The sequence below is a fragment of the Bradyrhizobium iriomotense genome (assembly GCF_018130765.1).
GTDB classification, from domain to species: Bacteria; Pseudomonadota; Alphaproteobacteria; order Rhizobiales; family Xanthobacteraceae; genus Bradyrhizobium; species Bradyrhizobium iriomotense_A.
Window position 1 is genome coordinate 338011 of record NZ_JAFCJZ010000005.1, and the last position, 23964, is coordinate 361974.

Annotated in this window: 23 protein-coding genes and 1 pseudogene; 7 read left to right on the top strand and 17 right to left on the bottom strand. The window is 63.0% G+C overall.

From position 1 onward, the window contains the following. Positions 1-37: 37 nt before the first annotated feature. From JQ635_RS38960 to JQ635_RS39390, 3 genes and pseudogenes are all read left to right on the top strand, one after another. Positions 38-475, top strand: a complete 438-nt coding sequence (locus JQ635_RS38960; RefSeq protein WP_246583476.1) for a hypothetical protein — start codon at positions 38-40, stop codon at positions 473-475. 230 nt (positions 476-705) lie between these two features. Then, complete coding sequence (locus JQ635_RS12470) at positions 706-933, top strand: hypothetical protein (RefSeq protein WP_211410151.1); 228 nt, start codon at positions 706-708, stop codon at positions 931-933. A gap of 485 nt (positions 934-1418) precedes the next feature. Next, positions 1419-1703 (top strand): annotated as a pseudogene (locus JQ635_RS39390) (winged helix-turn-helix domain-containing protein); the annotation flags it as partial. A gap of 2627 nt (positions 1704-4330) precedes the next feature. Here JQ635_RS39390 and JQ635_RS12480 read toward each other — a convergent pair. The 7 genes from JQ635_RS12480 to JQ635_RS12510 form a co-directional block, all read right to left on the bottom strand. Further along, positions 4331-5038: a hypothetical protein gene (locus JQ635_RS12480; RefSeq protein ID WP_211410153.1), complete on the bottom strand. Its 708-nt coding sequence runs from the start codon at positions 5036-5038 to the stop codon at positions 4331-4333. A gap of 4 nt (positions 5039-5042) precedes the next feature. Further along, positions 5043-6314, bottom strand: coding sequence for an efflux RND transporter periplasmic adaptor subunit (locus JQ635_RS12485; protein WP_211410154.1), 1272 nt, complete (start codon positions 6312-6314; stop codon positions 5043-5045). After that, positions 6311-9493 (bottom strand): efflux RND transporter permease subunit, encoded by a 3183-nt coding sequence (locus JQ635_RS12490; protein ID WP_211410155.1) that lies wholly within the window; start codon positions 9491-9493, stop codon positions 6311-6313. The genes JQ635_RS12485 and JQ635_RS12490 overlap by 4 nt, the downstream gene beginning before the upstream one ends. Before the next feature lie 80 nt (positions 9494-9573). Further along, on the bottom strand, positions 9574-10497 hold the full coding sequence (gene rpoH / locus JQ635_RS12495) for an RNA polymerase sigma factor RpoH (RefSeq protein ID WP_211410156.1): 924 nt from the start codon (positions 10495-10497) through the stop codon (positions 9574-9576). Between the two features lie 60 nt (positions 10498-10557). Beyond that, on the bottom strand, positions 10558-11982 hold the full coding sequence (locus tag JQ635_RS12500) for a sensor histidine kinase (RefSeq protein WP_211410157.1): 1425 nt from the start codon (positions 11980-11982) through the stop codon (positions 10558-10560). Between the two features lie 9 nt (positions 11983-11991). Continuing rightward, complete coding sequence (locus JQ635_RS12505) at positions 11992-12672, bottom strand: response regulator transcription factor (protein WP_211410158.1); 681 nt, start codon at positions 12670-12672, stop codon at positions 11992-11994. A 71-nt stretch (positions 12673-12743) separates the two neighbouring features. After that, positions 12744-12929, bottom strand: a complete 186-nt coding sequence (locus JQ635_RS12510; protein ID WP_211410159.1) for a hypothetical protein — start codon at positions 12927-12929, stop codon at positions 12744-12746. Positions 12930-13163: 234 nt separating this feature from the next. Here JQ635_RS12510 and JQ635_RS12515 point away from each other — a divergent pair, with 234 nt between their 5' ends. From JQ635_RS12515 to JQ635_RS12525, 3 genes are all read left to right on the top strand, one after another. Next, positions 13164-13412, top strand: a complete 249-nt coding sequence (locus JQ635_RS12515; RefSeq protein WP_211410160.1) for a hypothetical protein — start codon at positions 13164-13166, stop codon at positions 13410-13412. 264 nt (positions 13413-13676) lie between these two features. Further along, entirely contained in the window at positions 13677-14054 is a 378-nt protein-coding gene (locus JQ635_RS12520) for a hypothetical protein (RefSeq protein ID WP_211410161.1), read from the top strand. A gap of 320 nt (positions 14055-14374) precedes the next feature. After that, positions 14375-14839: a YybH family protein gene (locus tag JQ635_RS12525; RefSeq protein WP_211410162.1), complete on the top strand. Its 465-nt coding sequence runs from the start codon at positions 14375-14377 to the stop codon at positions 14837-14839. 167 nt (positions 14840-15006) lie between these two features. Here JQ635_RS12525 and JQ635_RS12530 read toward each other — a convergent pair whose 3' ends face one another. Genes JQ635_RS12530 through JQ635_RS12545 form a run of 4 tightly spaced genes read right to left on the bottom strand, consistent with a single transcriptional unit; the run spans position 15007 to position 19783 of the window. Beyond that, complete coding sequence (locus tag JQ635_RS12530) at positions 15007-16509, bottom strand: tripartite tricarboxylate transporter permease (protein WP_349631861.1); 1503 nt, start codon at positions 16507-16509, stop codon at positions 15007-15009. Positions 16510-16549: 40 nt separating this feature from the next. After that, positions 16550-17041: a tripartite tricarboxylate transporter TctB family protein gene (locus JQ635_RS12535; protein WP_211410164.1), complete on the bottom strand. Its 492-nt coding sequence runs from the start codon at positions 17039-17041 to the stop codon at positions 16550-16552. Between the two features lie 11 nt (positions 17042-17052). Continuing rightward, the gene (locus tag JQ635_RS12540) at positions 17053-18819 is read right to left on the bottom strand and encodes a thiamine pyrophosphate-binding protein (RefSeq protein WP_211410165.1); all 1767 of its coding nucleotides are present in this window, start codon (positions 18817-18819) and stop codon (positions 17053-17055) included. 52 nt (positions 18820-18871) lie between these two features. Then, on the bottom strand, positions 18872-19783 hold the full coding sequence (locus tag JQ635_RS12545; protein WP_211410166.1) for a tripartite tricarboxylate transporter substrate binding protein: 912 nt from the start codon (positions 19781-19783) through the stop codon (positions 18872-18874). Positions 19784-20023: 240 nt separating this feature from the next. Between JQ635_RS12545 and JQ635_RS12550 the strand changes: the two genes are divergently transcribed. Further along, positions 20024-20800 carry an IclR family transcriptional regulator gene (locus tag JQ635_RS12550; RefSeq protein ID WP_211410167.1) on the top strand — a complete coding sequence of 259 codons (777 nt, stop codon included), beginning with the start codon at positions 20024-20026 and terminating at the stop codon, positions 20798-20800. Between the two features lie 588 nt (positions 20801-21388). Here JQ635_RS12550 and JQ635_RS12555 read toward each other — a convergent pair. The 6 genes from JQ635_RS12555 to JQ635_RS12580 form a co-directional block, all read right to left on the bottom strand. Then, a complete protein-coding gene (locus JQ635_RS12555; protein WP_211410168.1) occupies positions 21389-21592 on the bottom strand; it encodes a hypothetical protein in 204 nt (67 codons plus the stop codon). Between the two features lie 380 nt (positions 21593-21972). Further along, a complete protein-coding gene (locus JQ635_RS12560) occupies positions 21973-22158 on the bottom strand; it encodes a hypothetical protein (protein WP_211410169.1) in 186 nt (61 codons plus the stop codon). Positions 22159-22169: 11 nt separating this feature from the next. After that, positions 22170-22355, bottom strand: coding sequence for a hypothetical protein (locus JQ635_RS12565; protein WP_136615294.1), 186 nt, complete (start codon positions 22353-22355; stop codon positions 22170-22172). 317 nt (positions 22356-22672) lie between these two features. Next, positions 22673-22900, bottom strand: a complete 228-nt coding sequence (locus tag JQ635_RS12570) for a hypothetical protein (RefSeq protein WP_211410170.1) — start codon at positions 22898-22900, stop codon at positions 22673-22675. A gap of 54 nt (positions 22901-22954) precedes the next feature. Further along, positions 22955-23134, bottom strand: a complete 180-nt coding sequence (locus tag JQ635_RS12575; RefSeq protein WP_130364843.1) for a hypothetical protein — start codon at positions 23132-23134, stop codon at positions 22955-22957. A 190-nt stretch (positions 23135-23324) separates the two neighbouring features. Then, on the bottom strand, positions 23325-23930 hold the full coding sequence (locus tag JQ635_RS12580) for a hypothetical protein (protein WP_246583478.1): 606 nt from the start codon (positions 23928-23930) through the stop codon (positions 23325-23327). Between the last annotated feature and the right edge of the window lie 34 nt (positions 23931-23964).

Consider the following 23964-nt stretch of genomic DNA (forward strand, 5'->3'; position numbering starts at 1 on the left):
AAACAACCTGCTCCCCACAAACGGGTACCGGACGCGTTTGACCACGCACATTCGCGCGAGAATTCTGACAACGCTGACAGACTCTTCCCGCAAGAGTGATGCAGATCCGCCGGGATTTTCCGAGCGGCCGACCTACATGACTCTCATCAAAACAATTTTCGGAAACGCCACCAGCCGAGCAGCGATCATCGCCAAGCGACTCTCCGCACAGATCAAGCAATGGAGAATCGCTATGAATACATTCAAGATCCTGATTGCCGCGGCGCTGATCTCAACGGCAACGATTTCGTCCGCATCCGCAGCCTGGTCCTTCGCCGATCAGGAGCCGGCGGCCTTCGCATCGATGTACCCCGATCGCGACGTGCTGAATGGCGGCGCGCTGACGCCCGCCGGGCGAATGGGCCTCGAGCGGCCGGGTGGTGCCGCGCCCGTATTCGCCGCGGGCCACCTGAACAGCCACCACGAGCGGCGATGACGAACCCCGCAATCGGGGAGCCCGCCGCACCACGCGGCGCGCCCCCGCGGGCCTCGAAACAAGGTCGATCACATCGATCCGAAAGCAATGTTGTAGTCAACGCACAGCGACGACTTCGTGCAAAGACGAAAATGTTCGTTCGATCAACACTGCGGACTCCGCACAGGCATGCACATGTCTCGCGTGCGGGCCGAAACGTTCCCGGCGTCGCTTTCTCAAGGAGATGTTCAATGACGACACTGAAGCTCTTGTCGGCCGGATTCGTGGTCGCAGCCATGATTGCCTCCCCGGCGATGGCCCGCGAAGGCAGCGCGAAGCGCACAAATGTCGACGCCTATGCGTCGGCCCAGCGCGTTCCGGTCTCTTCCAAGCGCGGCTGCGCCCGTGCTCCCGACGTCGGCGCGTACGCAACCGCTCCATGGCGCCGGCCGCCCTGCGAGCCGACGTCGGGCTACTGAGCTCGCGAACCGGAGCAAGTCCGGTTGACGCCGACTGGAAGTTGATCGTCTCAACGTTCCGGATTTCGACCTCTCGGCGGAAGGAAGAACGGCGGCTCACGATCAGGCCGCCGTTCTTGCGACTACCATATGTCTCTCTGAAGCAATTGTGCTCTGGCGTTCTTGCGCTGACGCTTCTCCGCTATGTGAGTAAATGATGCTTCCATTGATGGCATCAGGCTCCATTCGATCGTCTCTCATTGTGACACACTCCATACGGCCGTCACGAATTCGTGTATCGAACACGAGCGCGTCGGGTGCCAGCATCGACGGTGAACGAAGCGCCGGCGACTGAGCGGGCGTTCTTGATACGCCGACGACCTCCCCTATACGACACCTCAAGCGCCTTCTACGCTTTCCAAATTCTTGCCAAGGGTCGGTGATCTCAAGGGCGGTCTGGTAATTTCCCCCGGATCACAGCAGCAAAGTTGATGCACGGACCCTCTATGTCATCGCCGGTTGATCGCACCTACTCTTTTGGACATTGGCTGATCGATTGCCAACGGAGAGAGCTGAGATACGACAACGTCGCGATACCGATCGGAAGCCGCGCGTTCGAAATTCTCGAGAAGCTAGTCAGCTCGGCGGGTCTCCTCGTCACCAAGGACGATTTGATCGGAAGCGTCTGGCCGGGCCTGACCGTCGAGGACAACACTCTCCAGGTTCATATTTCGGCTGTCCGCAAGGCGCTCGGTGAGGACCGCAATCTGCTCAAGACGGTTTCGGGCCGCGGATATACCCTCGGCGGGACCTGGCGAAGCGGGCATTTGGATCACCCGGCAGCTGCACCCGTCACGGTGCCTGCCGATGCGTCTTTTTCCAGCAACCTGCCGAGCATCCGCGCGCCTCTCATCGGTCGCGAGGATTATCTGAGCGAATTGGCTGATGTGTTGTCCGCATATCGGGCCGTGACTCTCGTCGGCCCCGGCGGCATCGGAAAGACGAAGCTGGCCATCGAGCTCGCGCGCCGCGTGGCGTCCTCCTTCAACGATTCCGTGGCGCTGGTCGAGCTCGCGACCCTGCAAGATGCGGTGGGCGCCGCATCTGCGACTGCCCGTGCACTCAAGCTCGCCTCGAATGACAAGGAAGTGTCACCCGCAAGCATTGCTCGAGCCATTGGGACGTGCCGCTTGCTTCTGGTCCTGGACAATTGCGAGCATGTGATCGAAGCCGCCGCACAAATCGCCAGTGCCGTGCTTCGCTATTGTCCAAACGTCACCCTTCTTGCGACCAGCCGCGAAAGCCTCCGCATCGACGGCGAATACGTTGCGGCCATTCCGCCACTGTCGGTCCCTGGTCCCGATACCCGCGATCCCGATCTGCTGCTCCGGGAAAGCGCCGTGCAGCTGTTCGTCGCGAGAACGCGAGCGTTGCGCACAAGCTTCGTTGCGGGCGCAGCCGAGCTTCAGAAGATAGCCGCCATCTGTCGTCGGCTCGACGGAATTCCGCTCGCATTGGAGTTTGCCGCAGCCCGGGCCGCCAATCTCGGGGTGGACACCGTGCTGCTTCGCCTGGACAAGCGCTTCGAGCTCCTGAGCGGCGGCCGCCGCGACCAGTTGCCGCGACACCAGACGCTGCGGGCGACATTGGACTGGAGCTACGACCTCCTGCCGCCGGCAGAACAGAACCTGCTTTGCCGGCTCGCGATGTTCCCCGCCGGCTTCACGCTCAATGCGGCCATCGCGATGATGGATGACACCTTGTCGCGGTCGGATGTTATCGAAACCCTGTTCAATCTGGTTGGAAAATCGCTCGTCTCATTGGACCCCTCATTCGAGGGACGATGGCGCCTGCTGGAGAGCACGCGTGCTTATGCGCTGGAGAAGCTGACAGATGCAGGTCTCGTCGAGCAGGTCGCCAGACGGCAGGCTGGCTTTCTCAGGCAGATCATTGCGCCACTCGGCGACAACTCGCCCGCTCCCGACGACATCTCCCGTTTCGCGCAGGAGATCGGAAACGTGCATGCGGCGATCGATTGGGCGTTCTCGCCCGGTGGCGATACTGCGCTTGGCATCGAGCTGACGGCCGGCTTCGTTCCGGTCTGGATGCAGCTATTGTCCTTCGTGGAATGCTCGACGCGGATCGAGTACGCGCTTGCGCATTTCAGCCCCGAGTTCACCTGTGTTCCAAAACTCAAGGCGCAGCTCTATGTCGCGCTGGGATTCGCACTGCTCAACACCACGGGGTCGGCGGATCGCATGAAGGCGGCCCTGAGCATCGGTCTCGCGCTCGCCGAAGAATTGTCCGATCTCGAGCTTCAGCTCAAGGCGGTCTGGACGTTGTGGAGCTACAACCTCAACTCCGGCCAATACGCCGAGGCCAAGGAGGTCGGCGAGCGCTACCTCGAGATCGCGCTGCGCACCGGAAATCCCGCCAACGAGACGGTAGGCCGTCGCCTGATCGGCGCCGCCACCCATTTCTTCGGCGCGCAAGAGGATGCACGGCGCGAACTGACCCTGTCGCTGGACCATGCGGCTCATGGATTGGACGGCGGCGCGAACCAGATGTGGTTTCTGCTCAACCAGAGCGTCCTCGCCAAGGCGATGCTGGCCCGCGTGCTGCTGTTGCAGGGAAAGATCGGCCAGAGCAGATCCCTTGCCGCCGAGTGTCTCCAGGAGGCGCAGCGCGAGAAGGACAAGCTTGCAATCGCCTACGCACTTCGAAACGCGGTCTGTCCGATCGCGCTGATGACGCATGATCTTGCCGCCGCCGATCAGGCGATAGCGTCGCTTCTCGAGCTCGTCACACGCGAGGGAATTGCTTTCTGGACCAGCTGGACGTCATGCCTGAGGGGGCAATTGCTGATTCTGCAAGGCAAGCACGACGACGGAATTGCGCTGCTGCGCAGCGGCCTGAGCGCTCGGAGCGAGAACGGATGGCTGATGCGCAATCCGGAATTTCTCGGATCGCTCGCCGAAGGCCTGCTCGCGAGCGGCGAGGCAGCACAGGCGCTGGCCGCGGTGGAAGAGGCCCTGACCATATCGCGGCAAGGGTGGCAATTATGGTGCCTTGCCGATCTCTTGCGGATCAAGGCCGAGATTCTCCTGGCCAATGCCCCATCCGATTTGTCGCGGGCCGAGGTGCTGTTCGCCGAGGGATTGTCCATCGCCAGAGACCAGCAATGCCGCTTCTACGAGCTGAAGGTTGCGGCAGCGTGGGCAGGGATCATGGCGAGATCGAACCGTCAGCAGACGGCGCTTGACCTCGTCGGTCCGGTCAGCGCCCTGTTCGACCAGGAGATCGATCTTCCCGCACTTGCCTTTGCCCGCGCTCTCGCTGAAATACCGGGCATCTCGACACGCAACGGCGACAGTCCTGCGTCTTGCACCTGCCACTAAGGTTCGAACCGCTATCCACCTCAGCATCCCGGCGGCAGGATCGGCGACACGCCCGGCGTTGGCGCCGCGCCTGAGGCGTTGGCGGGCAACACAGTTGCAGGCTCCGCCAGATTCATCGAGACCCCTTCCGCGCAAGCCGAACTATTCGGGCTGGGTACGACGGCGGCGCTCGGGTCGATGCCCGTGCCGCCGGCGCCGCTGGCGTCTGCCTGAATCGTGCCAGGCGCGGGGCTCGCGGCCACTTGCGGGATCGACAACGGCAGAGATGCAGCGCTCGTGACCTCTCCTCCCGGCGTCGAGCTGCATGCGACCGTCGCACCTGTTCCTGCGGGCGCAGCTGAGGAAATCGTTCCGATGGCGCTGCTGTTCTGTCCCATGATCGGCAACAACGGAGCCGCGATGCCCGGTGGTGAAAGGCCCGTGGACGATACGGTCGGAGTCGCCGGCACCGGCGTTTGTGATGACGACGGTGGAGCGCAGACCACCACCGTCCCCGGCGTCGTCGGATCCGAGGCGAGCGGAACGGGCGCCAGGGTCGTATCCGGAGCACCTGACACCGTCGTTGCGGAAAACGGCCCGGGACTGTTGAGCGGTGAGATCACGATCGCGCCCGGCACCGTCGGCAGATCCATTGCCGTGCTACCGGTCGTTGCGACCTGTGCCTGAACCGGGGAGTAGCCCAGCAGCAGAGCCAACATCGTCGCGAGCGCGATCCGCTTCATCGCCATGGTCCTAGCTCGTCTCGGTCTTGCGAACGGTGACCTTGCTGCCCTCCGCCAGATTGACCGCAGGATTGAGCACGACCTGGTCGCCGGGCTGCACGCCGTCGCGCACTTCCACCGTGGTGCCGAAATCCCGGGAGATCGAGACCTGCTGAAAATGAACCGTGCCGTTGCGCACGACCACGACATGGAGACCGTTCTGATCGAACACGAGCGCGTCGGACGGGATCGTCATCGATGCCGTCCTGCGCGGGATCAATAATTCGACCGTGCAATAGATGCCCGGACTGAGCAGGCCGTCGGGATTGGGAACGTCGATCTCGGTCAGCAGCGTCCGGCTCCCCGGCTGCAGCGCGGTTGCGATCCGCGTGACCTTGCCCGCAAATGTCCGCCCCGGAATCTCGGGGACGCGGATGTCCGCTTCAACGCCCGGAGCAACGCCGAAAGCCTCATCCTGAGGCACGAACACCTGGGTTCGGATCACATCGGAATGCATCATCGTGAACATGAAGGTTGACCCGGCCTGCACCAAGCTGCCATTGTCGACGTTGCGCTGCGTGACCACGCCGTCGAACGGCGCCACCACGCGCTGGTAGGACTTCTCCTGCTGGAGCACGCGGATCTGCGCCTCCTGCGCAACGATGTTCGACTGGGCGACACCCACCGCGCCCTGCTGCGCGCGCAGGGTGAGACGATCGTTGTCGCCCTGTTGCGCCGTCAACCAGCCCTGCTTGACGAGGTTGCTGTCGCGCGAATTGGTGACGTCGGCGAGCTCCCGGCTTGCCTGCGCCTGCTGAAGCGCGGCCTGGTCCTGGGCGAGCGTTGCCTGCGCCTGCGCGATCTGCTGATCCAGCTCCGGCGCGGTGATCTGCACGAGGAGATCGCCCTTCTTGACCCGATCGCCGATATCGACGTAGCGCTTCTCGATATAGCCGCTGGTCCGCGCAAAGATGTTGGCCGCCTCGAACGCGGTCGTCGTCGCCGGCAGGCTCACCTTCATGACGTCGCCGCTGGGCTTGACCGTCGCGATCCGAACCTCGGGAATGTTGGTTCGAGCCTGCTCTGCCACTGCAGCGACGTCACGCGCGGCCTCGTAGTGCCGCCAGCCGCCGATGCCGAGACCGCCCGCAAGCAGCAGGAGCACGCCGCCCCCGAGCAGCGCACCGCCGAAACGGCGTCCGGATCGTGCGCCCTTGCCCGGCAGCTCCACGATCCGGAGGCTTTCCGCCCCGGGGCGGTCACTTGCCTCGTCGTCACTGCTCCTTGCGCGAACGTCACTCATTCCGGTTGCTCCTCGAATACGCCGTGGCGAGGCTTGCCGTCGTTGCCCTTGCGCAGCATCGCGAAGAGATAAGGCACGATCAGCAAGGTGGTCGGGGTTGCGAACAGCAGGCCGCCGATGACCGCCCGCGCGAGCGCTGCATTCTGCTCCTCGCCGGGCCCGCCGATCGCCATCGGGATCATGCCCACGATCATCGCCGCCGCAGTCATCAGCACGGGGCGGATTCGTGTCCGCCCCGCGCTCAGCGCCGCCTGGAAGGCCGAATGTCCCTTCAACTGCTCGTCACGCGCGAAAGTCACGAGCAGGATGGAATTTGCGGAGGCAACGCCGATCGCCATGATGGCGCCCATCAGCGACGGCACGTTCAGTGTCGTCCCAGTGATGGACAGCATCGTCACGATGCCGCAGAATGTCGCCGGCAGCGCCAGGATGACGACGAAGGGATCGCCGAAGTTCTGGTAGTTCACGACCATCAGCAGGTAGACGAGGATCGCCGCGAACAGCAGTCCTAACCCGAGATCGCGGAACGACTGATGCATGCTCTGGATCTGTCCCAGAACCTGAATCGAATTGCCCGGCTGGAGCTGCTTCTGCAGGGTGGACGTCACCTTCTCGATGTCGGCCGCGACGCTGCCGAGATCACGGCCCTGCACGCTCGCATAGACGTCGTACACGGGCTGGACATTGGCCTGGTTCGAATTGGTCGGAACAGTGCCCCGTTTGAAGGTCGCGACATTGCTGAGCAGGCCGGGCACCGTCTGCCCGCTTGCGGCAAGCGAGGCCGACACCGGCGTGTTGCCCAGGGCGTTCAGCGAGTTGGCCCTGTACTCCGGCGTCTGCACGGCCAGGTAATAGGGAATGCCTGACGCCGGATCCGTCCAGAAATTCGGCGAGACCTGCGCGGACGATGAGAGGCTGACATTGATGTTGGTCGCGACCGTGCTCGCATTGAGGCCGAGTTGCGCGGCTCGGGTGCGGTCGATGTCCGCGTAGAATGCGGGAGCATCGACCTCCTGCTGCAGATGCGCGTCGACCACGCCGGGAATCGCGGCAAGGCTCTTCTGCAGCTCCTTGGCGACCACCAGATTGTTGTTGCCGTAACCGACCGTGCGGACATCGATCTGCGCCGGGAGACCGAAGTTCAGGATCTGCGTGACGATATCGGCCGCCTGGAAATAGAAGGTGTCCTCCGGGAACGACGTTGGCAGCACCTGTCGCAGCTTCCTGATGTAATCTGCGGTCGGCTTGTGCCCTTCCTTCAGCGACACGAGGATGGTGCCGTCGTTCACCCCGATCGTTGAGCCGTCCGTGAAAGCAAGGTTATAGGGCCGCGCCGGCAGGCCGATATTGTCGACGATCAGCGCCCGGTCGCGCTCCGGAATGACGTCGCGGATCTTGTCCTCGACCGCCTGGAAGATCGCTTCCGTCCGCTCGATCCGCGTGCCCGCGGGGGCGCGAACATGGAGCTGGATCTGGCCGCCGTCGATCAGGGGATAGAAGTCCCGGCCGACATAGGCGAACAAGGTGGCTCCGAGCGCCAGCACCAGCACGGCGACGACGGGGATGATCACGCGGTGCCGCAGCAATTTCAGCAGGAGATCGGAATAGCCATCGCGCATTCGCTCGAAGCCGCGCTCGAACGCCGCAGAGGCGCGCGCGAAGATGTTTGACGGGCGCTCGCCCTCGCCATGACGCCGTTCGCTCTTCAGCAGCAGGCCAATGGTGATCGGCGTCAGTGTCCGCGACAGCCCGTAGGACGCCAGCATCGCGAACACCACGGCGAGGCCAAGAGGTGTGAACAGGTACTTGGCCGGGCCCTCCAGGAATACGACCGAGGTGAACACGCAGCTGATCGCGAGTGTCGAGACCAGCGTCGGAATGGCGATTTCGGCGGCCCCGTGCAGGGTCGCGTCCGGCAGCGGCATGCCCTCCTCGGTCCAGAGCCGGTGCGTATTCTCGATCGTCACGGTCGAATCGTCGACGAGAATACCGACCGCAAGGGCAAGGCCGCCGAGCGTCATCGTGTTGAGGGTCTCGCCGAGGAAATACAGGACGATCAGCGAGGACAGCATCGCCAGCGGGATCGAGATCAGGACGACCAGCGTCGATCGCCACGATCCCAGGAACACCAGGATCATCAGCGCCGTCAGGCCGGCCGCGATCGCGCCTTCGCGCAGCACGCCATCGACCGAGTGGGTGACGAAGACCGACTGGTCGAACAGCTCGTTGATCTTTAGCCCCGCCGGAGCAGAAGCGCGGATTGATGCCAACGCGTGCTTCACGCCGTTGACGACGGCGAGCGTGGAGGCATTGCCGTTCTTGATGACGCTGAGCAGGACGGCGCGGTGGCCGTCCTCGCGCACGATGTTCTGCTGGACCTGGGCGCCGTCGCGGACCTGGGCGACGTCCTTCAGGAAGATCGTGGCCCCGTTCGCGAACTTGACCGGGATCATGTTGAGATCCTGGATCGTCGCCGGCGTCGCGTTGGTGCGAACGGTGTACTGGGTGTCCCCGATCTTGGTCGTGCCGGTCGGCAGCGTCAGGTTCTGGGTGTTCACCGCGTTGACGATGTCGAGCGGCGTCAATCCGCGCGACAGCAGCTTGTTCGGATCGATGTCGACCATGATCTGGCGGTATTTGCCGCCGGCAGGCGTGGGCAAGGTCACGCCCGGAACGGGAGCCAGCTGCTGGCGGACCCGGTAGATGCCGAAATCGTAGAGCTGCTGCTCATTCAGGCTGTTCGATTCGAGGCTGAGCTGGAGCACCGGCACGCTCGATGCATTGAACTGCACGATGATCGGCGGCTGGATGCCCGGTGGCATCAGGGCACGGATGGCATTGGTCGCCGAGACGATCTGCGAGATCGCGAGATCGAGATTGACGTCCGGCTGGAAGTAGATCTTCTGAACCGACAGGCCGTTGAGGGTCTGCGCCTCGATATTCTTGATGCCGCTGACATTGGCGCTGATCGAATACTGGCTGTAGGTGCTGACGCGCTGCTCCATCTCCGGCGTCGAGAGGCCGGTGTAGCTCCAGATGACCGTGACGACGGGGATCTGGATCTCCGGGAAAATGTCCGTCGGCATCGAGCGGATCGCGATGCCGCCGAGGAACAGGATCAGCGCCGCAAGCACATAGAATGTATGCGGAAGCCGCAGCGCGAAGCGAACAATTCCCATGATGGTCTGCCTGGAGCAAAATTACGCGAGATCGTCGGACAGGTGAGGACGGCCGGGCCTCCGTTCAAATGAAAACGAATTCAGACGCTGCACGCGGCGGCGCGTGGTGCATCCTGTGCGGCGAGCATGACGGCCCGCTTGACCTTGGCGAAGGTGCGGATCTCGATCTGCCGAACCCGCTCACTGGATATGGAGAGCTCCCTGGCGAGCTGATCGAGCGTAACGGGACATTCCGTCAGCCGCCTTGCTTCGAAGATACGACGATCCCGTGCCGCAAGCCCGTCCAGCGCAACACGCAGGGCCTTGCTGCGCTGCTCCGTCTGGTCGTGGTCGGCCAGCATCGTCTCGGCGTCGGCCGCCCCATCGACCAGCAGGGCTTCCAGCTCGGTTCCACTGTCCTCGTCACCGACGCGCGCGTTCAGCGACATGTCACCATTGAGTCGCGCGTCCATCTCGATCACCTCGCGCGCCGTCACCTCGAGCTTGCCGGCGATCAATTCGGCGACGTCGGGCGTGAGTCCTGCCGTCACGCTGCCGGTGGCTTTCCTGATCTCGCCGCGGAGCCTGAAAAACAACTTCTTCTGCGCAGCCGTCGTCCCAATCTTGACCAGGGACCAGGACCGCAGGATGTATTCGTGAATGGTGGCCTTGATCCACCAGATCGCATAGCTGGAGAATCGCGCGCCGCGGCCGGGTTCGAAGCGCGACGCCGCGATCACGAGGCCGAGATTCGCTTCCGCGATCAGATCGACCAGTGGCAGGCCGTATCCCCTGTAACCTCGCGCCAGCTTGGCGGCGAGCCGAAGATGGCTGGTGACGAGCGCATCCGCGGCGCGCCGGTCCCGCGTTTCCTGCCAGCGACGCGCCAGCTGCTGCTCCTGACCTGACTCAAGCAGCTCGTAGCGCCGGATGGCGGCGGAATACGCGGTGAGGAACGGCGTCGACACCGCTGCGACCGGCACGGCAACAGGATCGCGCCTCACGACTTCATGGCTCGTCTGCATGTGTCACTCCTCTAGTCCAGGCCGGCTGATTGATCTCGAAAGCATCGCGCGTCATGTGGCTCATCCCATCTGGCCCGCGTCTGCGTGCAGCAATGCGCGCGACCGGCGCGTGATGGGCCTGCCCGCCCTCCCGGTCCAGGCAAGGATCTCGATCCGGCCACCGGGCGCGGGGCCAATGATCAGCCGGAAACCGTGCAGCTTGACGATCGCGGCCACCAGGCTCAGTCCAAGCCCGACGCCCGGCGTGTTGCGCATCTTGTCGGAGCGGTAGAACCGCCGCAGCACCGCCTCGCGCTCCTGCTCGCTGATGCCGGGCCCGGTATCGCTCACGCGCACCAGCGCGGTGTCGTCCTCCGCTTCCAGGGCGAGCTCCACGCGTCCGCCTGACGGCGTGAACTTGATGGCGTTGTCGACGAGGTTGGCGACCGCCTCGAACAGCAGGTCCCGGTCGCCCCACACCTGCACATTGCGCCCGGTGACGACACCGAGCCCGACATGCTTGTCCTCGGCGATCGGCTCGTAGACGTCGCACACCTCCCGCAGTATCTCGTCGAGCGGGACGTCGCCAAAGCCTGCCATGCGGCGGTTGTTCTCGATCTCGGTCAAGCGCAGCAGGGCTGTGACGATCGCCAGCGACTGGTCGATGCCGGCGATGGCCTTGTCCGTAATGTCCTGGAGCTCTTCCAGCGTTGCCGCATGCGTCCGCCCGCGCTCCAGCGCCAGGCGGACTCGCGTGAGCGGCGTCCTGAGATCATGAGCGATGTCGTTGCCGACGCCGGCGAGCGCATTGATCATCATCTCCATCTCGTCGAGCATGCCGTTGACGATCCTGGCCAACCGCGCAAACGGGTCGTCCGTCCCACCCTCCGGAAGCCGCTCGCGCAGCTCGCCGGCCACGATGCGCTGGACCCGCTGGTTGACCTCCTCCACGCGTCTCTGGGCACGCAAGCTCAGCCAGGCACCGGCGAGCAGGCAGAGGCTGAAGGCCGGCAGCAAGCCCAGGGCCAGGGCCTGGCCGACCACGCTCGATATCTCGCGCGTCTCGTCGACGTTCCGTCCCATCACCAGGACGTCGCCGCCCTCGAGACGCTGGCCGACTGCCCTGACGACGGGACCGTGGGCCGCCGGCTTCTCCAGCAGATCGAGTTGCACACCCTGCACCGCTCCATCGAGTCCCAGCTCGCGCGGCACACGGTCGATGTTGCCGGCCAGCCTTTTGCCGGCGGCATCGAACAGTCCCGCGTATTGGACGCCTCTGGAATCCTGCGCGAGGTGATCCGCGATAGCGCTGACGCGGCGGACCGGGGGCAGATCTGCGACGAAGTGGATCTGCGTAGTGATCATGCGATCGGATCGCGCGACCAGATAGGCATCGAGCTTCCAGTAGATGAATCCGAACAAGGCGACGACGAACAGCGCGAAGGCGGCCGCCACGGCCAGGGCCCAAAGGAACGTGCTGGAGCGGATCAACTGGATCTGCTGCATCGCCCGCCCCTATTGCCGCGAGCGCAGGACGAAGCCGGAGCCTCGAACGTTGTGGATCAGCTGCACCTCTCCAGGACCGTCCACCTTGTGGCGAAGCCGGCCCATATGCACGTCGATCAGATTGGTGGTCGCCGGAACGAACTTGTAGTTCCAGACCTCCTCGAGCAGCATCGCGCGCGTCAAGAGCTGATCGTTCCGGCGCATCATGTATTCGAGCAGGCGGAATTCGCGCGGCAGCAGGTCGAGCTCGCGCCCGCCGCGTCGCGCGGCCCGCTCGATCAGATCGAGCTCCAGCGGCCCGACATGCAGGATGGTTTCACGGCTGTCGATTGGCCGGCGCAGCAGCGCCTCGATTCGCGCGACCAGCTCGATGAGCGCGAACGGCTTTGTGAGATAATCATCCCCGCCCATGCGCAACCCGCGCACCCGGTCATCCACGGCGCCAAGCGCACTCAACACCAGCACGGGCGTCCGGACCTGATCCTTGCGCAGCGCCTCGATGACGGTCAGCCCGTCCATTCCCGGCAGCATGCGATCGACGATCATGGCATCGGGGCTCGACGTACGCGCCTGATCGAGACCGTCGACGCCGTCGCCGGCCCATTGCACCTCGAAGCCGCGATCGGCGAGCTCGGCGACGATCGCCTCGGCGGTCTCGGTATCGTCCTCGATCAGGAGAATCCGGTTCATGATTGTCGTCCCACGTTCCGCACGGCGCTTTGGCGCGCGGCGGGGAAGCTCGGGCTCGGCGGTGCACGGTGTCATGCCGGACGCCCGCCCGTTTCGAACGCGCGGCGACGATGCCGCCCGATGCCGGCCACCCGCTGTTTGACGAGGTAGTGCCGCGGCCGCAGGGGCACCATTAAATTGCAGTTCATGATGTCTGCTGCGCGCCTCACGAGCAGCGCCAATGCAAGGATGATGCGTGTTGCCAATACCGTGATCATCTTCCGGGCTCCGCTGCCAACTGCGCTGGATCGAACATATGCCGTCAACGCACGTGCTGTAGTTTCAGGGGCCACGGATGTTATGCATTCGCACGATCGTGGTTGTGATGCTGCATCGGCTCACAGGCGGTTGAACTGCGGTGAGCAAATCGTGCGTTTGAATCGCGGCCGATCGTTCACACCTCGATGACGAGCCGGCTTGGTTCGGCCTGATGTCAGCAATGGAGAGAGTGAATGACCACGTCCAAACTGTTGTCGCTGGGATTGATCGCGGCCGCCATGCTCGGCGGCCCCGTCATGGCGCGCGAGCATCATCGCGTCGTGCAGCAGCCCGCGGTGGAAGCCGATACGGTCGCAACGAACGCGCCGTTCTATTATCCGGGCGAACGCGCCTGCATTCCGGCACCGCGCGTCGGCGCCTTTGCCACCGCGCCGTGGACCGGCAACAACGTGCCGTGCGAGCCGGGCACGGGCAGCTTCTGATCGCACCAACGGAGCCGGCCGGATCACGCTGCCGGACGCTGCACATGGAATGAGAGGGAGCGGGCTGCTCTGTTCAGCCCGCTCCCCTGCACGCCTCGCGGCCATGCGCGGCGAGATCACCTTCGCGGGCGGCGCAGCTCATCTATGACTGCGAATTCAGTTGGATTGCCGCGCACCGCGCCTACCTCTCTTTCATCACTGGCCCGGTCATCAGAAGCCTCGCGCGCAGCATGGCCGGGCAGCTCAACACGAGAGGAGTTTCCCATGAAGCGCACGATCATGATTCTGGCGACGGCAGCACTCGCCTCGACGCTCGCCATCGGTGCGGCCAATGCGCATGGCGGCGGTGGTGGCGGTGGCGGCCACGGCGGCTTTGGCGGTGGCGGCTTTGGCGGTGGACATGCGGGCTTCGGCGGCGGCGCGCATTTCGGAGGCATGGGCCATGAGGGAGGTTTTGGCGGCAGTGCCCGGTTCGGCGGCGAGCATCTCGGCTTCGATGGTCATGCCGGCGGTCTCCGCCAGCACGCGTTTCACCACTTCGGCCGTGTCCGGCCCGGCTATGGATTCTACGGCGCCTATCCGGATTGCTATGACTGGTACGAGCTGCATCCCGACCAGCCGCTACCGCTGAGCTGCAGCTAACCCCGCAAGGCGCAGCGACCATTGGTCCGGACTAGCTAAAGCGCATTGCCGTCGGTGTCGATGATAAAGGCGATGAAACGCGTCGAAGCCCCCAGTCCTGCTCAGGAGAGTGGCGCTCGAAGGTTTGATTCGAGCGCCGCTACGCCAGCGCATCGCCCCTTCTTTTCAGGAGTTTCGAGCTGCGGGCCAGGACGCCGCTGCTATCGCGGTGCCTTCGTGCATTTCTGCAATGAGAATGGCTAACGGAAATACGAGCCGCGAACGATCCGATATTCGAACTCAAGGCGAAATTGCAATGTCGCCGCAGAAGGAAGGCTCGCATGAAGAAGGTTGCAATAGCGCTTCTCATCATGGCGGCAGTGGCGTCAGGCGGACGTGTACTCGCGCAGCCGAGTGAGGACAGCGTGCGGGACTTCTTCTCGCAGTTCGTGGCAGCGCAGAATGCGCACGACGCGACAAAAGTAAAATCGATGCTGTGGAGCTCACCTCAAGTTCTGTTCTTTTCGCGAGGTCTGGAAATCAGAGGAACGGAGGCGGTGGCAGCCCGCTTCAGCGAATATTACCAAGGGACCTGGCAGGTCGAGCCCGACATGTCGAAATTCCACGTCGCGCTGATCTCGGATCACGTCGCCCAAATACTGGTCCCCATCGTGTTCACGCGAGGCTTGCCAGGGGCAGAACCGCAGAGCAGCAGCTTTCTCATCAGCCAGACCCTGGTTCGAGATTCGGATGGTTGGAAACTCGCGTCGATCATGCCGATTGCAAATACCCAGTTCAAACAGTAGCGACTGACCCAGGGTCCGACTTCTAACCAACTGAAACTGTTGAGTTCTCGATCCAATCCATGATTAGACAAGCTGCAGCGCCGCTCGCGGGATCGCCATCCGCTGAAGGCCAGTCAGGCCTCAGCGCATCAGGGTGCACGGAAATGCACGGCCCCACTCGCGATCGCTCAGTGCATGGCTCGCGCTGGGCGAGGTGACGGCGGGACGCGCAGGTAGCTGTAGAACTGGAGCAGCACCAGCGCCAAACAGAGGACGATGAACGTGGCGCTGATCGGACGCTCAAGGTAGATCATCAAGTCGCCGCGCGAAAGCACCATCGCCCTGCGAAAATTCTCCTCCAGCATGGGTCCCAACACAAACCCGAGTACGACGGGAGCCACCGGAAATTCCAGCAGCAGAAAGATCGCGCCGACGCAGCCGAACACCGCGACGAGAAGGATGTCGAACACGTTGTTGTGCGTGCTGTAGACGCCGATTGCGATAAAGAACAACGCGGACGGGAACAGGAAGCGGTAGGGAATACGAAGTAGCCTGACCCAGATCCCGATGAGCGGCACATTCAATACGATCAACAACAGGTTGCCGATCCAGAAGCTGGCGACCAGCCCCCAGAAGACGTCTGGATGCTCGGTGATCAGTTGCGGCCCGGTGTTGACGCCTTTGATAATCAGCGCGCCGAGCAGCAGGGCCATGACGGGATCGCCGGGGATACCGAGCGACATTGTCGGGATGAAGTCGATCTGGGTCTTCGAATGTGCGGCCGCCTCCGGCGCCGTCACCCCCTCGATTGCCCCCTTACCGAATCGATCCGGCGACTTCGATATCTTCCGCTCCAACGCATAGGCAACGAAGGTCGTGATCGTAGGCCCGGTGCCGGGCATCGCGCCAAAGATGGCGCCGACGCCGGTGCCGCGCAGCATCGGCAGGATGGATCTTTTCAGTTCAGCGCGCGTAGGCATCATCTGCCGCATGGTGATGCGCGTTGTCGTGGTCGAGACCTCCCGCCGATCGACGGTGAGCAGGAAATCGGCGATACCGAACAGCCCAAGAGAAAGCGCCGCGAGATCGACGCCATCGGCGAGATCCGGCAGGCCAAACGTGTAGCGTTGAATGCCGCTGCTGACGTCGGTGCCGACCGAGCCGAGGAAGAGACCGAACAGCGTCATGGCAATGCCCTTGAGCGGCGAGCCGCGCGCCATCGTCGACCCCGCCAGCAACCCGAGCAGCATCACCGCGCTGATCTCGGTCGGACCGAACTTGAAGGCAACGGCCTCCAGCAGCGGCGAGACGAAGACCATCAGCATGATGCCGACGGATGCGGCGAAGAATGAGGCCATCATCGTGACGCCAAGCGCAGCGCCGCCGCGTCCGTTCAGGGTCATCGGATAACCGTCGATGCAGGTGACCGCGTGCGGGGGATGGCTCGGCAGATTGAGGAGAATTGCACAAATGGCGCCGCCATACATGGAGCCATAGAAGATTCCGGCGAGCATAAGGATGGCCGGGACCGCCGGGATTACATAGGTCAGCGGCAGCAGCATGGAAATTGTGGTCATCGCGCCCAATCCGGGAAGGACGCCGATCAGATTTCCCAGCACCACGCCAATGACGACCCACATCAGATTCGCAGGCTGCAGCGCGACGCCGAAGCCATACAACAGATCAGCCAACGCCTGTTCCATCGCTATTCCCCCCAAATCCCTCGAGCACTCACCCCCAGGCGAACAGCGCGAACTGCAGCTTCAAACCGTAACTGAAGATGAGAACAGCCGCGATGACGAGGCCTGTTGCCAACAGCGCCGCAGTCCGTGCCGAATTGGCGGCACTGCCCATCGCGGCGAGGAACACCGCGATGAAGGTTGCCGGCACCAGGCCGCCATACACCCCGATGATCGCGAAAGCGATCAGGGCACCGAGGATGCACAGCCAACCCCGCCAGTTGACAGCCGCGACGCCACGGTCCCCTTCCCTCACGCCTCTTGCGGCCACGCCGATCGCAAGGCCGACTAGCACCATGAGCACGCCGTAGAAGAAGGGCATATAGCCCGGTCCCATGCGGGTAGCCGTGCCCATCCGGTAGGTGAGCGCGAGCGTGGCAATACTCGCGCCCATCACCACCAGCAGCGCAGCGCCGATCCTGTCCTTGCCGAGACGATCGGCCAAGGTGGCAGGTCGGCGCCCGTCAGCGCTACGATCCGTCATGTCCCGCACTCTCACGCAACCCGGTCGCCCTTCTTGATCTGCACGGTGCGACTGTCGACGCCAGGCAGCATCTTGGCAGGATCGCGCGTCACCACGACGTCGATCACCGTGGGACCCGCGCGTCGCGCGAGCGCCTCATGAAACGCGGGCGCCAACTGCTCGGGGCGCTCGACGCGAATGCCGTGACAGCCCATCGCCACGGCGACGTTCGCATAGTTGGTTTCGTTGAGATCCGAGGCATGATAGGCGCCCGCGCCGTACATCAGATGCTGTAACGCTTTGACGTAGCCCGACGCAGCGTTATTGACCACGATGACGGTGAACGCGAGTCCCATGCGGCGCGCCGTCTCCAGTTCGCCGATCATCATGTTGAAGCCGCCGTCGCCGGTGAGCGCGAAGACCGGGTGTCCCGGAGCAGCCGCTGCTGCGCCGATCGCGCCGGGCAGGCCATAGCCGATCGAGGCCGAGCCGCGATCTGGCACGAAAGCGCGGCCGGCGCGCTTGGTATCGAACAGCAGCCCGCCCCAGTGCGCAGCGAAACCACCATCAGCCACCAGGTAACCATCGGCCGGCAGCGCCGCATTGATTTCCGTCAGCAGACGGGCAATGTCGACGGGATGCTCGTCCGAATGGAGACGCGCACCGACCTTGCGGCGCCAATTCGCCATTCGCTCCGCGATATCCGCCGGCCGGCTCGCCCAGCGGACCTGCAACTGCTCCCACTGCGGCGCAAGCGCAGCAGCAAGATCGGTAAGGCCGAGCAACACGTCGCCCCACAATCGCAAGGTTGCGGGCACGGTACGATCGAATTCCTCGGCGACGCAGTCGAGATGGATCATCGGCTTGCCTCGGCCCGGCACCGTGTAGCGCTTGGTTGCGATCTCGCCGAGCTTGCAGCCCACCACCAGCAGCAGATCGGATTCCTCAATCAACTCGTTGGCAAAGCGATCGTAGCGGCCAAATAGGCCGGCATTGAGCGCGTCGCTGCACGGAATCGCGCCCTTTCCGGTCAGCGTGTGCGCGACCGGCAGCTTGAAGCTGCGGGCAAAGTCAGTGAGCCGCTCGGCCGCGCCGGAGAGATGCACGCCGCCGCCAGCGAGAATGACGGGCGCGCGGGCGGCCGCGATCAACTCGGCGGCCCTGGAAATACTCGATGCATCCGGACGCGTGCGCAGCGACGGCGCTCCGCGATAGATCGCATCGCCATAAAAGTCCGCCGTGCTGAAAGCGTGCACGGCATGGGAGACGTCCTCGGGAACGTCCACCACCACCGGGCCGGGCCGACCCGAGGTCGCCACCGCGAAGGCCCGGCGCATCAGCTCGGGAATGCGGCCGACCGACTCGATGCGGATCAGCTCCTTGCATACGGGCCGCAAGACATCCGTCTGTCGGCATTCCTGGGTCATGTTCTTCCAGGAGTGCTCGCGATGGGTATCGCCCACAAGGACCACCAGCGGCGTGCCCGCATTGAGCGCCTCCATCAACCCGGTCACGAGATTGGTCGCGCCGGGACCAAGCGTGGCGTCGGCCAGACCGACCCGGCCCGACACCTTCGCATAGGCATCGGCCGCGAAGATTCCTGCGCGCTCGTCGTTGACGAGGTGGTGTGGAAGCCCGAAGCGCCTCGCCGCATCATAGAACGGCAAGAGCTGAAACCCGCCCATGCCGAACATCACGCCACCATCGAAGACCTGGATCATCCGGGCGATGGCTTCGCCACCGGAGATCGACAGGATATCGGTTCCGCCGTCGGCGTTCACTTCAACGTGCTGATTCATTGTCTCGATCATTCCTCTTGAAAACGTGCTGTGACACTTTGCTGTTCGAACGTCATTCGATGCTGGCCCCCGAGGCCTTGATGACCCCGGCCCATTTCTTCGTTTCGGATGCAATCAATTCGGCCAGCTCTTCCGGCGTACTCGGCGCGGCATCGGCACCGAGCTCCGCGAGGCGGGCCTTGACGCGGGGTTCGGCCAGAATCCTGCCAAGCTCCGCGTTGAGACGCGCGACGATTGCCTGCGGCGTCTTCGCCGGCGCCACCAGCGCAAACCAGGACGTCACCTCGCAGCCAGGCAGGCCGGCTTCCGCCATGGTCGGAATGTCCGGTGCCGCCGCCGAGCGATGCGCGCTCGTCACCGCAAGCGCGCGCAGCTTGCCGGCCTTGATGTAGGGCAAGGACGAGGAGAGATTGTCGAACATCGATTGGACCTGGCCGCTGATCAGATCCACGACTGCCGGCGCGCTACCCTTGTACGGCACATGCACGAGCTGCACCTGCGCGACCATGTTGAACAGTTCGCCGCTCAAGTGAATCGATGACCCGGCCCCCGAGGACGCGAAGTTGATCTGACCTGGCTTGCTCTTCGCAAGCGCAATGAACTCCTTCAGGTTCGCAGCAGGAACCTGTGGATTGACCACCAGCACGTTCGGCACCGTCGCGACCAGGCTGATCGGCGCAAGATCCGTGGCGAAGTCGAAAGGCAGCTTCGGATAGAGGCTGGTGTTGATGGTGTTGGCGATCGTGCTCATGAAGATCGTGTGGCCGTCGGGTGCGGACCGCGCCACCTGAGCCGATGCAATGCTTCCGCCCGCGCCCGGCCGGTTTTCGATCACCACGGGTTGACCGAGGACCTCGGACAATTGCTGCCCCACGATGCGCGCGACGACGTCGGTCGAACCGCCAGCCGCATACCCCACCACGAGGTGAATTGGCTTCGACGGAAAAGGATCGGCTTGAACCATGGCTGCGGAGCCGCCCCACACCAGAACCAATAAGACCAACCTCCCCAACCAGCACCGGCTCATCGCTCATTTCCTCCGTCGCTTGACATGTCCATATTATGGACTATTTATATTCGCGGTGTGAGGCGCGTTCTGGAACCGAATGACCGACCGAGTCAAGAGATTCTATAGATAAAGGTATCCCTCATTTCTCGCGCCGCCTCGTCGCATCGCAATTATGTTCCACATATTGGACTAACAATGAAGAATGAGGCCATCAAGCCAACCGGCACGCAGAGCATCGGCCGCGCGGCCGCAGTGCTCCGTGCGCTCGCGATCCGCAGCCAGTCGGGCGCGCGCATGGCCGACATCGCCCGCGAGACTGGGCTCGAGCGTCCGACGGCCCATCGCATCCTCCAGGGCTTGATCGCCGAAGGCATGGCCAGTCAGAACGAAGCCACGCGCCGCTATTATCTCGGCCCGTTCATCTATGAGCTCGGCCTGCTCGCGGAGCCGCGGTTTCATCTGCGCGAAATCGCGCGTCAGGCGATCGAGTTTCTCGCGGAGCAAACAGGCGATACCGTGTTTCTTGCCGTGCGTGGCGGTAACGACGCGCTTTGCATCGAACGCAAGGCCGGTAGCTTTCCGATCAAGGCGTTCACCGTCGAAGTCGGAAGCAGGATGCCCCTCGGGGTCGGCTGCGGCGGCATCGCGATGCTCGCCGCACTCCCAGAAGAGGAGGCCGAGAGCATTCTCAAGTTCAACGCACCGCGCCTTGTGGAGTACGGCGACATGACGGCGGGACAACTTGCAGAACTCGTGGCGGCCGCGCGCCGCCGCGGTTATGCGATCAATCCCCATCGCGCTCCCGGCATCGCGGCGATCGGCATGGCTGTGCGTCATGCCGATGGCGGTCTTGCCGGCTCGATCAGCATCGCGGCCATCGAGAGTCGGCTATCGCCAGATCGCATCGAGAAGATTGCGCCTACGCTGCGCACTGAGATCAGGAAGATCGAGAGGATGCTCCGTTCGTCCTGAAGTGGCACCGCACAATCGATGCGACTGACATTGAAAGAATGACCGCATCGAGCCTGATCCGGCCAGGCACCAATGGGCTAGGACCTCTTTCGCCTCCCGAGGAGCTGTGCCGCGCAGCGGGATGGGCTCGGTACAGGACCAAGCCACACAGCAATCTGGCCGTGCAACGACGTACGACCACCAAAGCGTCGCACGGGACGCATTTTGTTCTGGAGCGGGATACGAAAAAACCCTGCCGCGGCAGGGCTTTGAAATGGTGGGCGCACCAGGGCTCGAACCTGGGACCCGCTGATTAAGAGACAGGCTGCGAGCGTTGATTCTTCAAGGAAAATTCTCCAACTGTACAAAAATCCATCCATTGCGGATCAATAGCTTACAGTGAGAAATCCAACCGGCCATTCGCCATAGCCCGCGACAAAGCGGTGCTTCCAAGCGCTGGCTTCCAAATGAACCATCGACGTCCACTACAAGATTTCGATTTCGGCACGAACGTCTTTCTTGAGCAAACTCCGAACGGCCCGTCGCGAAGGATCTACAAGAATCCAGATCGGCGACTTCCCGGGCTTCCAAGGCCTGCCGAGCACGCGGCTACGGTATACACCCGGAATTGTTGCTCTTCGGAGTCACCACCTGGCCACACAGCGAACCCTGGGTTGCCCATACCGCCACGCCATAGCCGCCGACAGAGATTTCGATGCCGACATAACCCTTCTCGGCAACCACCGTGAGCTTACCGCCGACAACCTGGTCCAGTTCATTGGAACTCAGTTCCTGGATAGCCATGTCGCTCATTGCTCTCTCCTGTGATTGGCACTTTGGAGTGCGGGTGTTGAATGAGGGCATTTTGGACGCAGTGGACGGGAGCGTCCGTGATGCGCCTCACCCAATGCTGCCGCTGGACCTGTCGCGCCGGCGAAACTCGATTCCTCGACGTCGCGCCAAAAAGCTTAAGGCCTCCCGCAGGAGGCCTGTAGCCGTCAGCGTTTCACCGCATATGGAGGCTGGTCCTAGACTACGATGTGACGGGCTTGTGGACAGGGTCGATTAAACGTTGGCCCCGCACCGGCAACGGCCAAATCGCAGCAGGCGCCTCAATTCGTGGATGTGATGGAGGAGATTTTGACGTCCATTCGCTCTCGACTTTGAGATTTGCCGACGCTGGCAACTCAGCACTACGTCTTGACCGGGGCAATGCTGCTGCAGTGCCCATTCTGATCGTAAGTGAGCCGTACCCCGTAGATCACCATCGAGCCACCCCGTGCATCGACGACATCTGGGTTTCTGACTCCCGTGTCAGCTTTCATGCCGCCGCTGACATCGCGAATTTCGTGATCCGTGAGTTCTCTGGCCGAACGCATCGGAGGCTCCTTCAGATTTTTCCATAGGTCGGGCCGAGGCAACCCTGGCTTCGGGCCAGTTCGAGCGTTGCCGCGGCCTGTCCCGCCTCCACTGTCTCGTGGAAGGCGTTGAGAAAGGCTCTTACGCGGGCATCGTCACTGTTGCGCGCTCCGCCGCACACGGTCTCCAGCTCACGCAGGTTCAGTTCGCTGTTCATCTGGATGCTCCTCAAGTTTTCTGGAACGGATCTGAACAGATCCTGCTCCGGCACACCGTGACACCCATCACGTCCCTCCCCCGGGGGCACCCAATTCGCATCGGGGCCTGGAGTCTGCGAAGACGTGCACAGTCTCTCAATTCAAGTGCGCTTGGGCAACATTCCGCACCTGCTTAGCTTCCGGACGACTGGAGCAACTCATCGGCAATCCAACCGACAGGTCTGGCGTCAGATGCGGACGGAGCTTTAGATCCAAGCGGAAGAGGCCGCCGAACGTGGCGACCTCCAATTCGCGAGCAACTCAGGAAAAAACCAGCTCAGAGAGGCGGCTGCCCCGGCCCCGAGCCCGGGCCAAACGGGCCGCGCAGATTGCCGGGGCCCTGCAGGCCGCCAAAGATCAAGCCGCCGACCCACTGAACGGCGCCCTTGATGGCGCCGCCGATGGCGCGGAAGGCGTCGCCGAGCCAGTTACCACCGACGACCGCATCGAGTTCCGCATCGTTCAGTTCGATGATTTCAGGTTTTGCATGTTCCAGGTTCAGCATTTTGGTCGCTCCTCTTCAGATGATGTGTTGATGAAACGTTTGAACGTGTGGTTCTCAGCGGTGGAAGATGCCACCAGGCAACCAGGGGTTCGGCCCGGCCGGCTGATGGGTCGTGATCTTTCCATCCACAATCCAGGGACCAATGCAGCCTCCATCGTTGATGAAGCCACCGCACACGGACTCCAATTCACGGTCGTCCAGCTCTTTGCAGTCGCGATTGCTGCGCTCAATCATTTCTGTCTCCCGCTTGCCAACGAGGGGCCATCCCCTCTCATCTGGTGGTCGCAGGAGTACCGCGGGCAGCTTGCTCAGACTGTGATTCGAATCACAGGAACCACGGCGGGGACGGGCGGCGCGTTGGCGCGGCCGTCGGTTCGAATAGGCATCCACTTCCGGAAGAGAACGCGGTCAACGCGCAGACGCCTCAAAGCCGGGAACGAATTGAACTCAGGATCCCGGTCGTCGCGTCGATGACCTGTATTGCTTGCTGGGCCTTTACCAACCCTAGAGCTGACCTCGCGCACTGATCGGGAAGTTGCGCGATCTTTCTGCGCTGGCTGGTCAGAATATTGGTCGACTGCTCTATGGCAAATTTCACCACATCGCGGGTTGGGTCGTTGTCGCCAACGCTCGTCAATTCCTTCTCGATCGTAATCAGATATTCGAAACTGGACAGCTCTTGAGAAATCTCCGCGAGATCTTGGACCGTGGCCTTAACGCAATCCGCGTCCGCAGCGGGTATATCGGTCCGTTTGGAAGTTTGGACGAGGTCCGCCATCAAGCCTGCAAACATTGGCCTGAGATCTTCGACTCGCTTCAGGTCTGCGGGACTGAGGACGCCGGCCAAGCACATCTTCGTCGCGAGCAGCAACCCCAGGCATTGCAACGCCAGTCGATTTGCAACCACACGAGCTGCCGCGGCAGGTGTCACGCTATCCGGTTGCGATATCATTTGACGCGCTCGAAGGCTCGGCCGGCAGTCCAGTCCCATCATTGGCGATAGCTTAGCGCCGCACAAGAGATCGCTCAATCGTATTTCCGCCAGCGCCCGCCTCAGACGCCAG

Excerpts from the sequence above, each read along its gene's own strand:
- JQ635_RS12470 (WP_211410151.1), top strand. The coding sequence starts at position 706 with ATGACGACACTGAAGCTCTTGTCGGCCGGATTCGTGGTCGCAGCCATG.
- JQ635_RS12480 (WP_211410153.1), bottom strand. The coding sequence starts at position 5,038 with ATGGCGATGAAGCGGATCGCGCTCGCGACGATGTTGGCTCTGCTGCTG.
- JQ635_RS12485 (WP_211410154.1), bottom strand. The coding sequence starts at position 6,314 with ATGAGTGACGTTCGCGCAAGGAGCAGTGACGACGAGGCAAGTGACCGC.
- JQ635_RS12490 (WP_211410155.1), bottom strand. The coding sequence starts at position 9,493 with ATGGGAATTGTTCGCTTCGCGCTGCGGCTTCCGCATACATTCTATGTG.
- rpoH (WP_211410156.1), bottom strand. The coding sequence starts at position 10,497 with ATGCAGACGAGCCATGAAGTCGTGAGGCGCGATCCTGTTGCCGTGCCG.
- JQ635_RS12500 (WP_211410157.1), bottom strand. The coding sequence starts at position 11,982 with ATGCAGCAGATCCAGTTGATCCGCTCCAGCACGTTCCTTTGGGCCCTG.
- JQ635_RS12505 (WP_211410158.1), bottom strand. The coding sequence starts at position 12,672 with ATGAACCGGATTCTCCTGATCGAGGACGATACCGAGACCGCCGAGGCG.
- JQ635_RS12510 (WP_211410159.1), bottom strand. The coding sequence starts at position 12,929 with ATGATCACGGTATTGGCAACACGCATCATCCTTGCATTGGCGCTGCTC.
- JQ635_RS12515 (WP_211410160.1), top strand. The coding sequence starts at position 13,164 with ATGACCACGTCCAAACTGTTGTCGCTGGGATTGATCGCGGCCGCCATG.
- JQ635_RS12520 (WP_211410161.1), top strand. The coding sequence starts at position 13,677 with ATGAAGCGCACGATCATGATTCTGGCGACGGCAGCACTCGCCTCGACG.
- JQ635_RS12525 (WP_211410162.1), top strand. The coding sequence starts at position 14,375 with ATGAAGAAGGTTGCAATAGCGCTTCTCATCATGGCGGCAGTGGCGTCA.
- JQ635_RS12535 (WP_211410164.1), bottom strand. The coding sequence starts at position 17,041 with ATGACGGATCGTAGCGCTGACGGGCGCCGACCTGCCACCTTGGCCGAT.
- JQ635_RS12540 (WP_211410165.1), bottom strand. The coding sequence starts at position 18,819 with ATGAATCAGCACGTTGAAGTGAACGCCGACGGCGGAACCGATATCCTG.
- JQ635_RS12545 (WP_211410166.1), bottom strand. The coding sequence starts at position 19,783 with ATGGTTCAAGCCGATCCTTTTCCGTCGAAGCCAATTCACCTCGTGGTG.
- JQ635_RS12550 (WP_211410167.1), top strand. The coding sequence starts at position 20,024 with ATGAAGAATGAGGCCATCAAGCCAACCGGCACGCAGAGCATCGGCCGC.
- JQ635_RS12555 (WP_211410168.1), bottom strand. The coding sequence starts at position 21,592 with ATGAGCGACATGGCTATCCAGGAACTGAGTTCCAATGAACTGGACCAG.
- JQ635_RS12560 (WP_211410169.1), bottom strand. The coding sequence starts at position 22,158 with ATGCGTTCGGCCAGAGAACTCACGGATCACGAAATTCGCGATGTCAGC.
- JQ635_RS12565 (WP_136615294.1), bottom strand. The coding sequence starts at position 22,355 with ATGAACAGCGAACTGAACCTGCGTGAGCTGGAGACCGTGTGCGGCGGA.
- JQ635_RS12570 (WP_211410170.1), bottom strand. The coding sequence starts at position 22,900 with ATGCTGAACCTGGAACATGCAAAACCTGAAATCATCGAACTGAACGAT.
- JQ635_RS12575 (WP_130364843.1), bottom strand. The coding sequence starts at position 23,134 with ATGATTGAGCGCAGCAATCGCGACTGCAAAGAGCTGGACGACCGTGAA.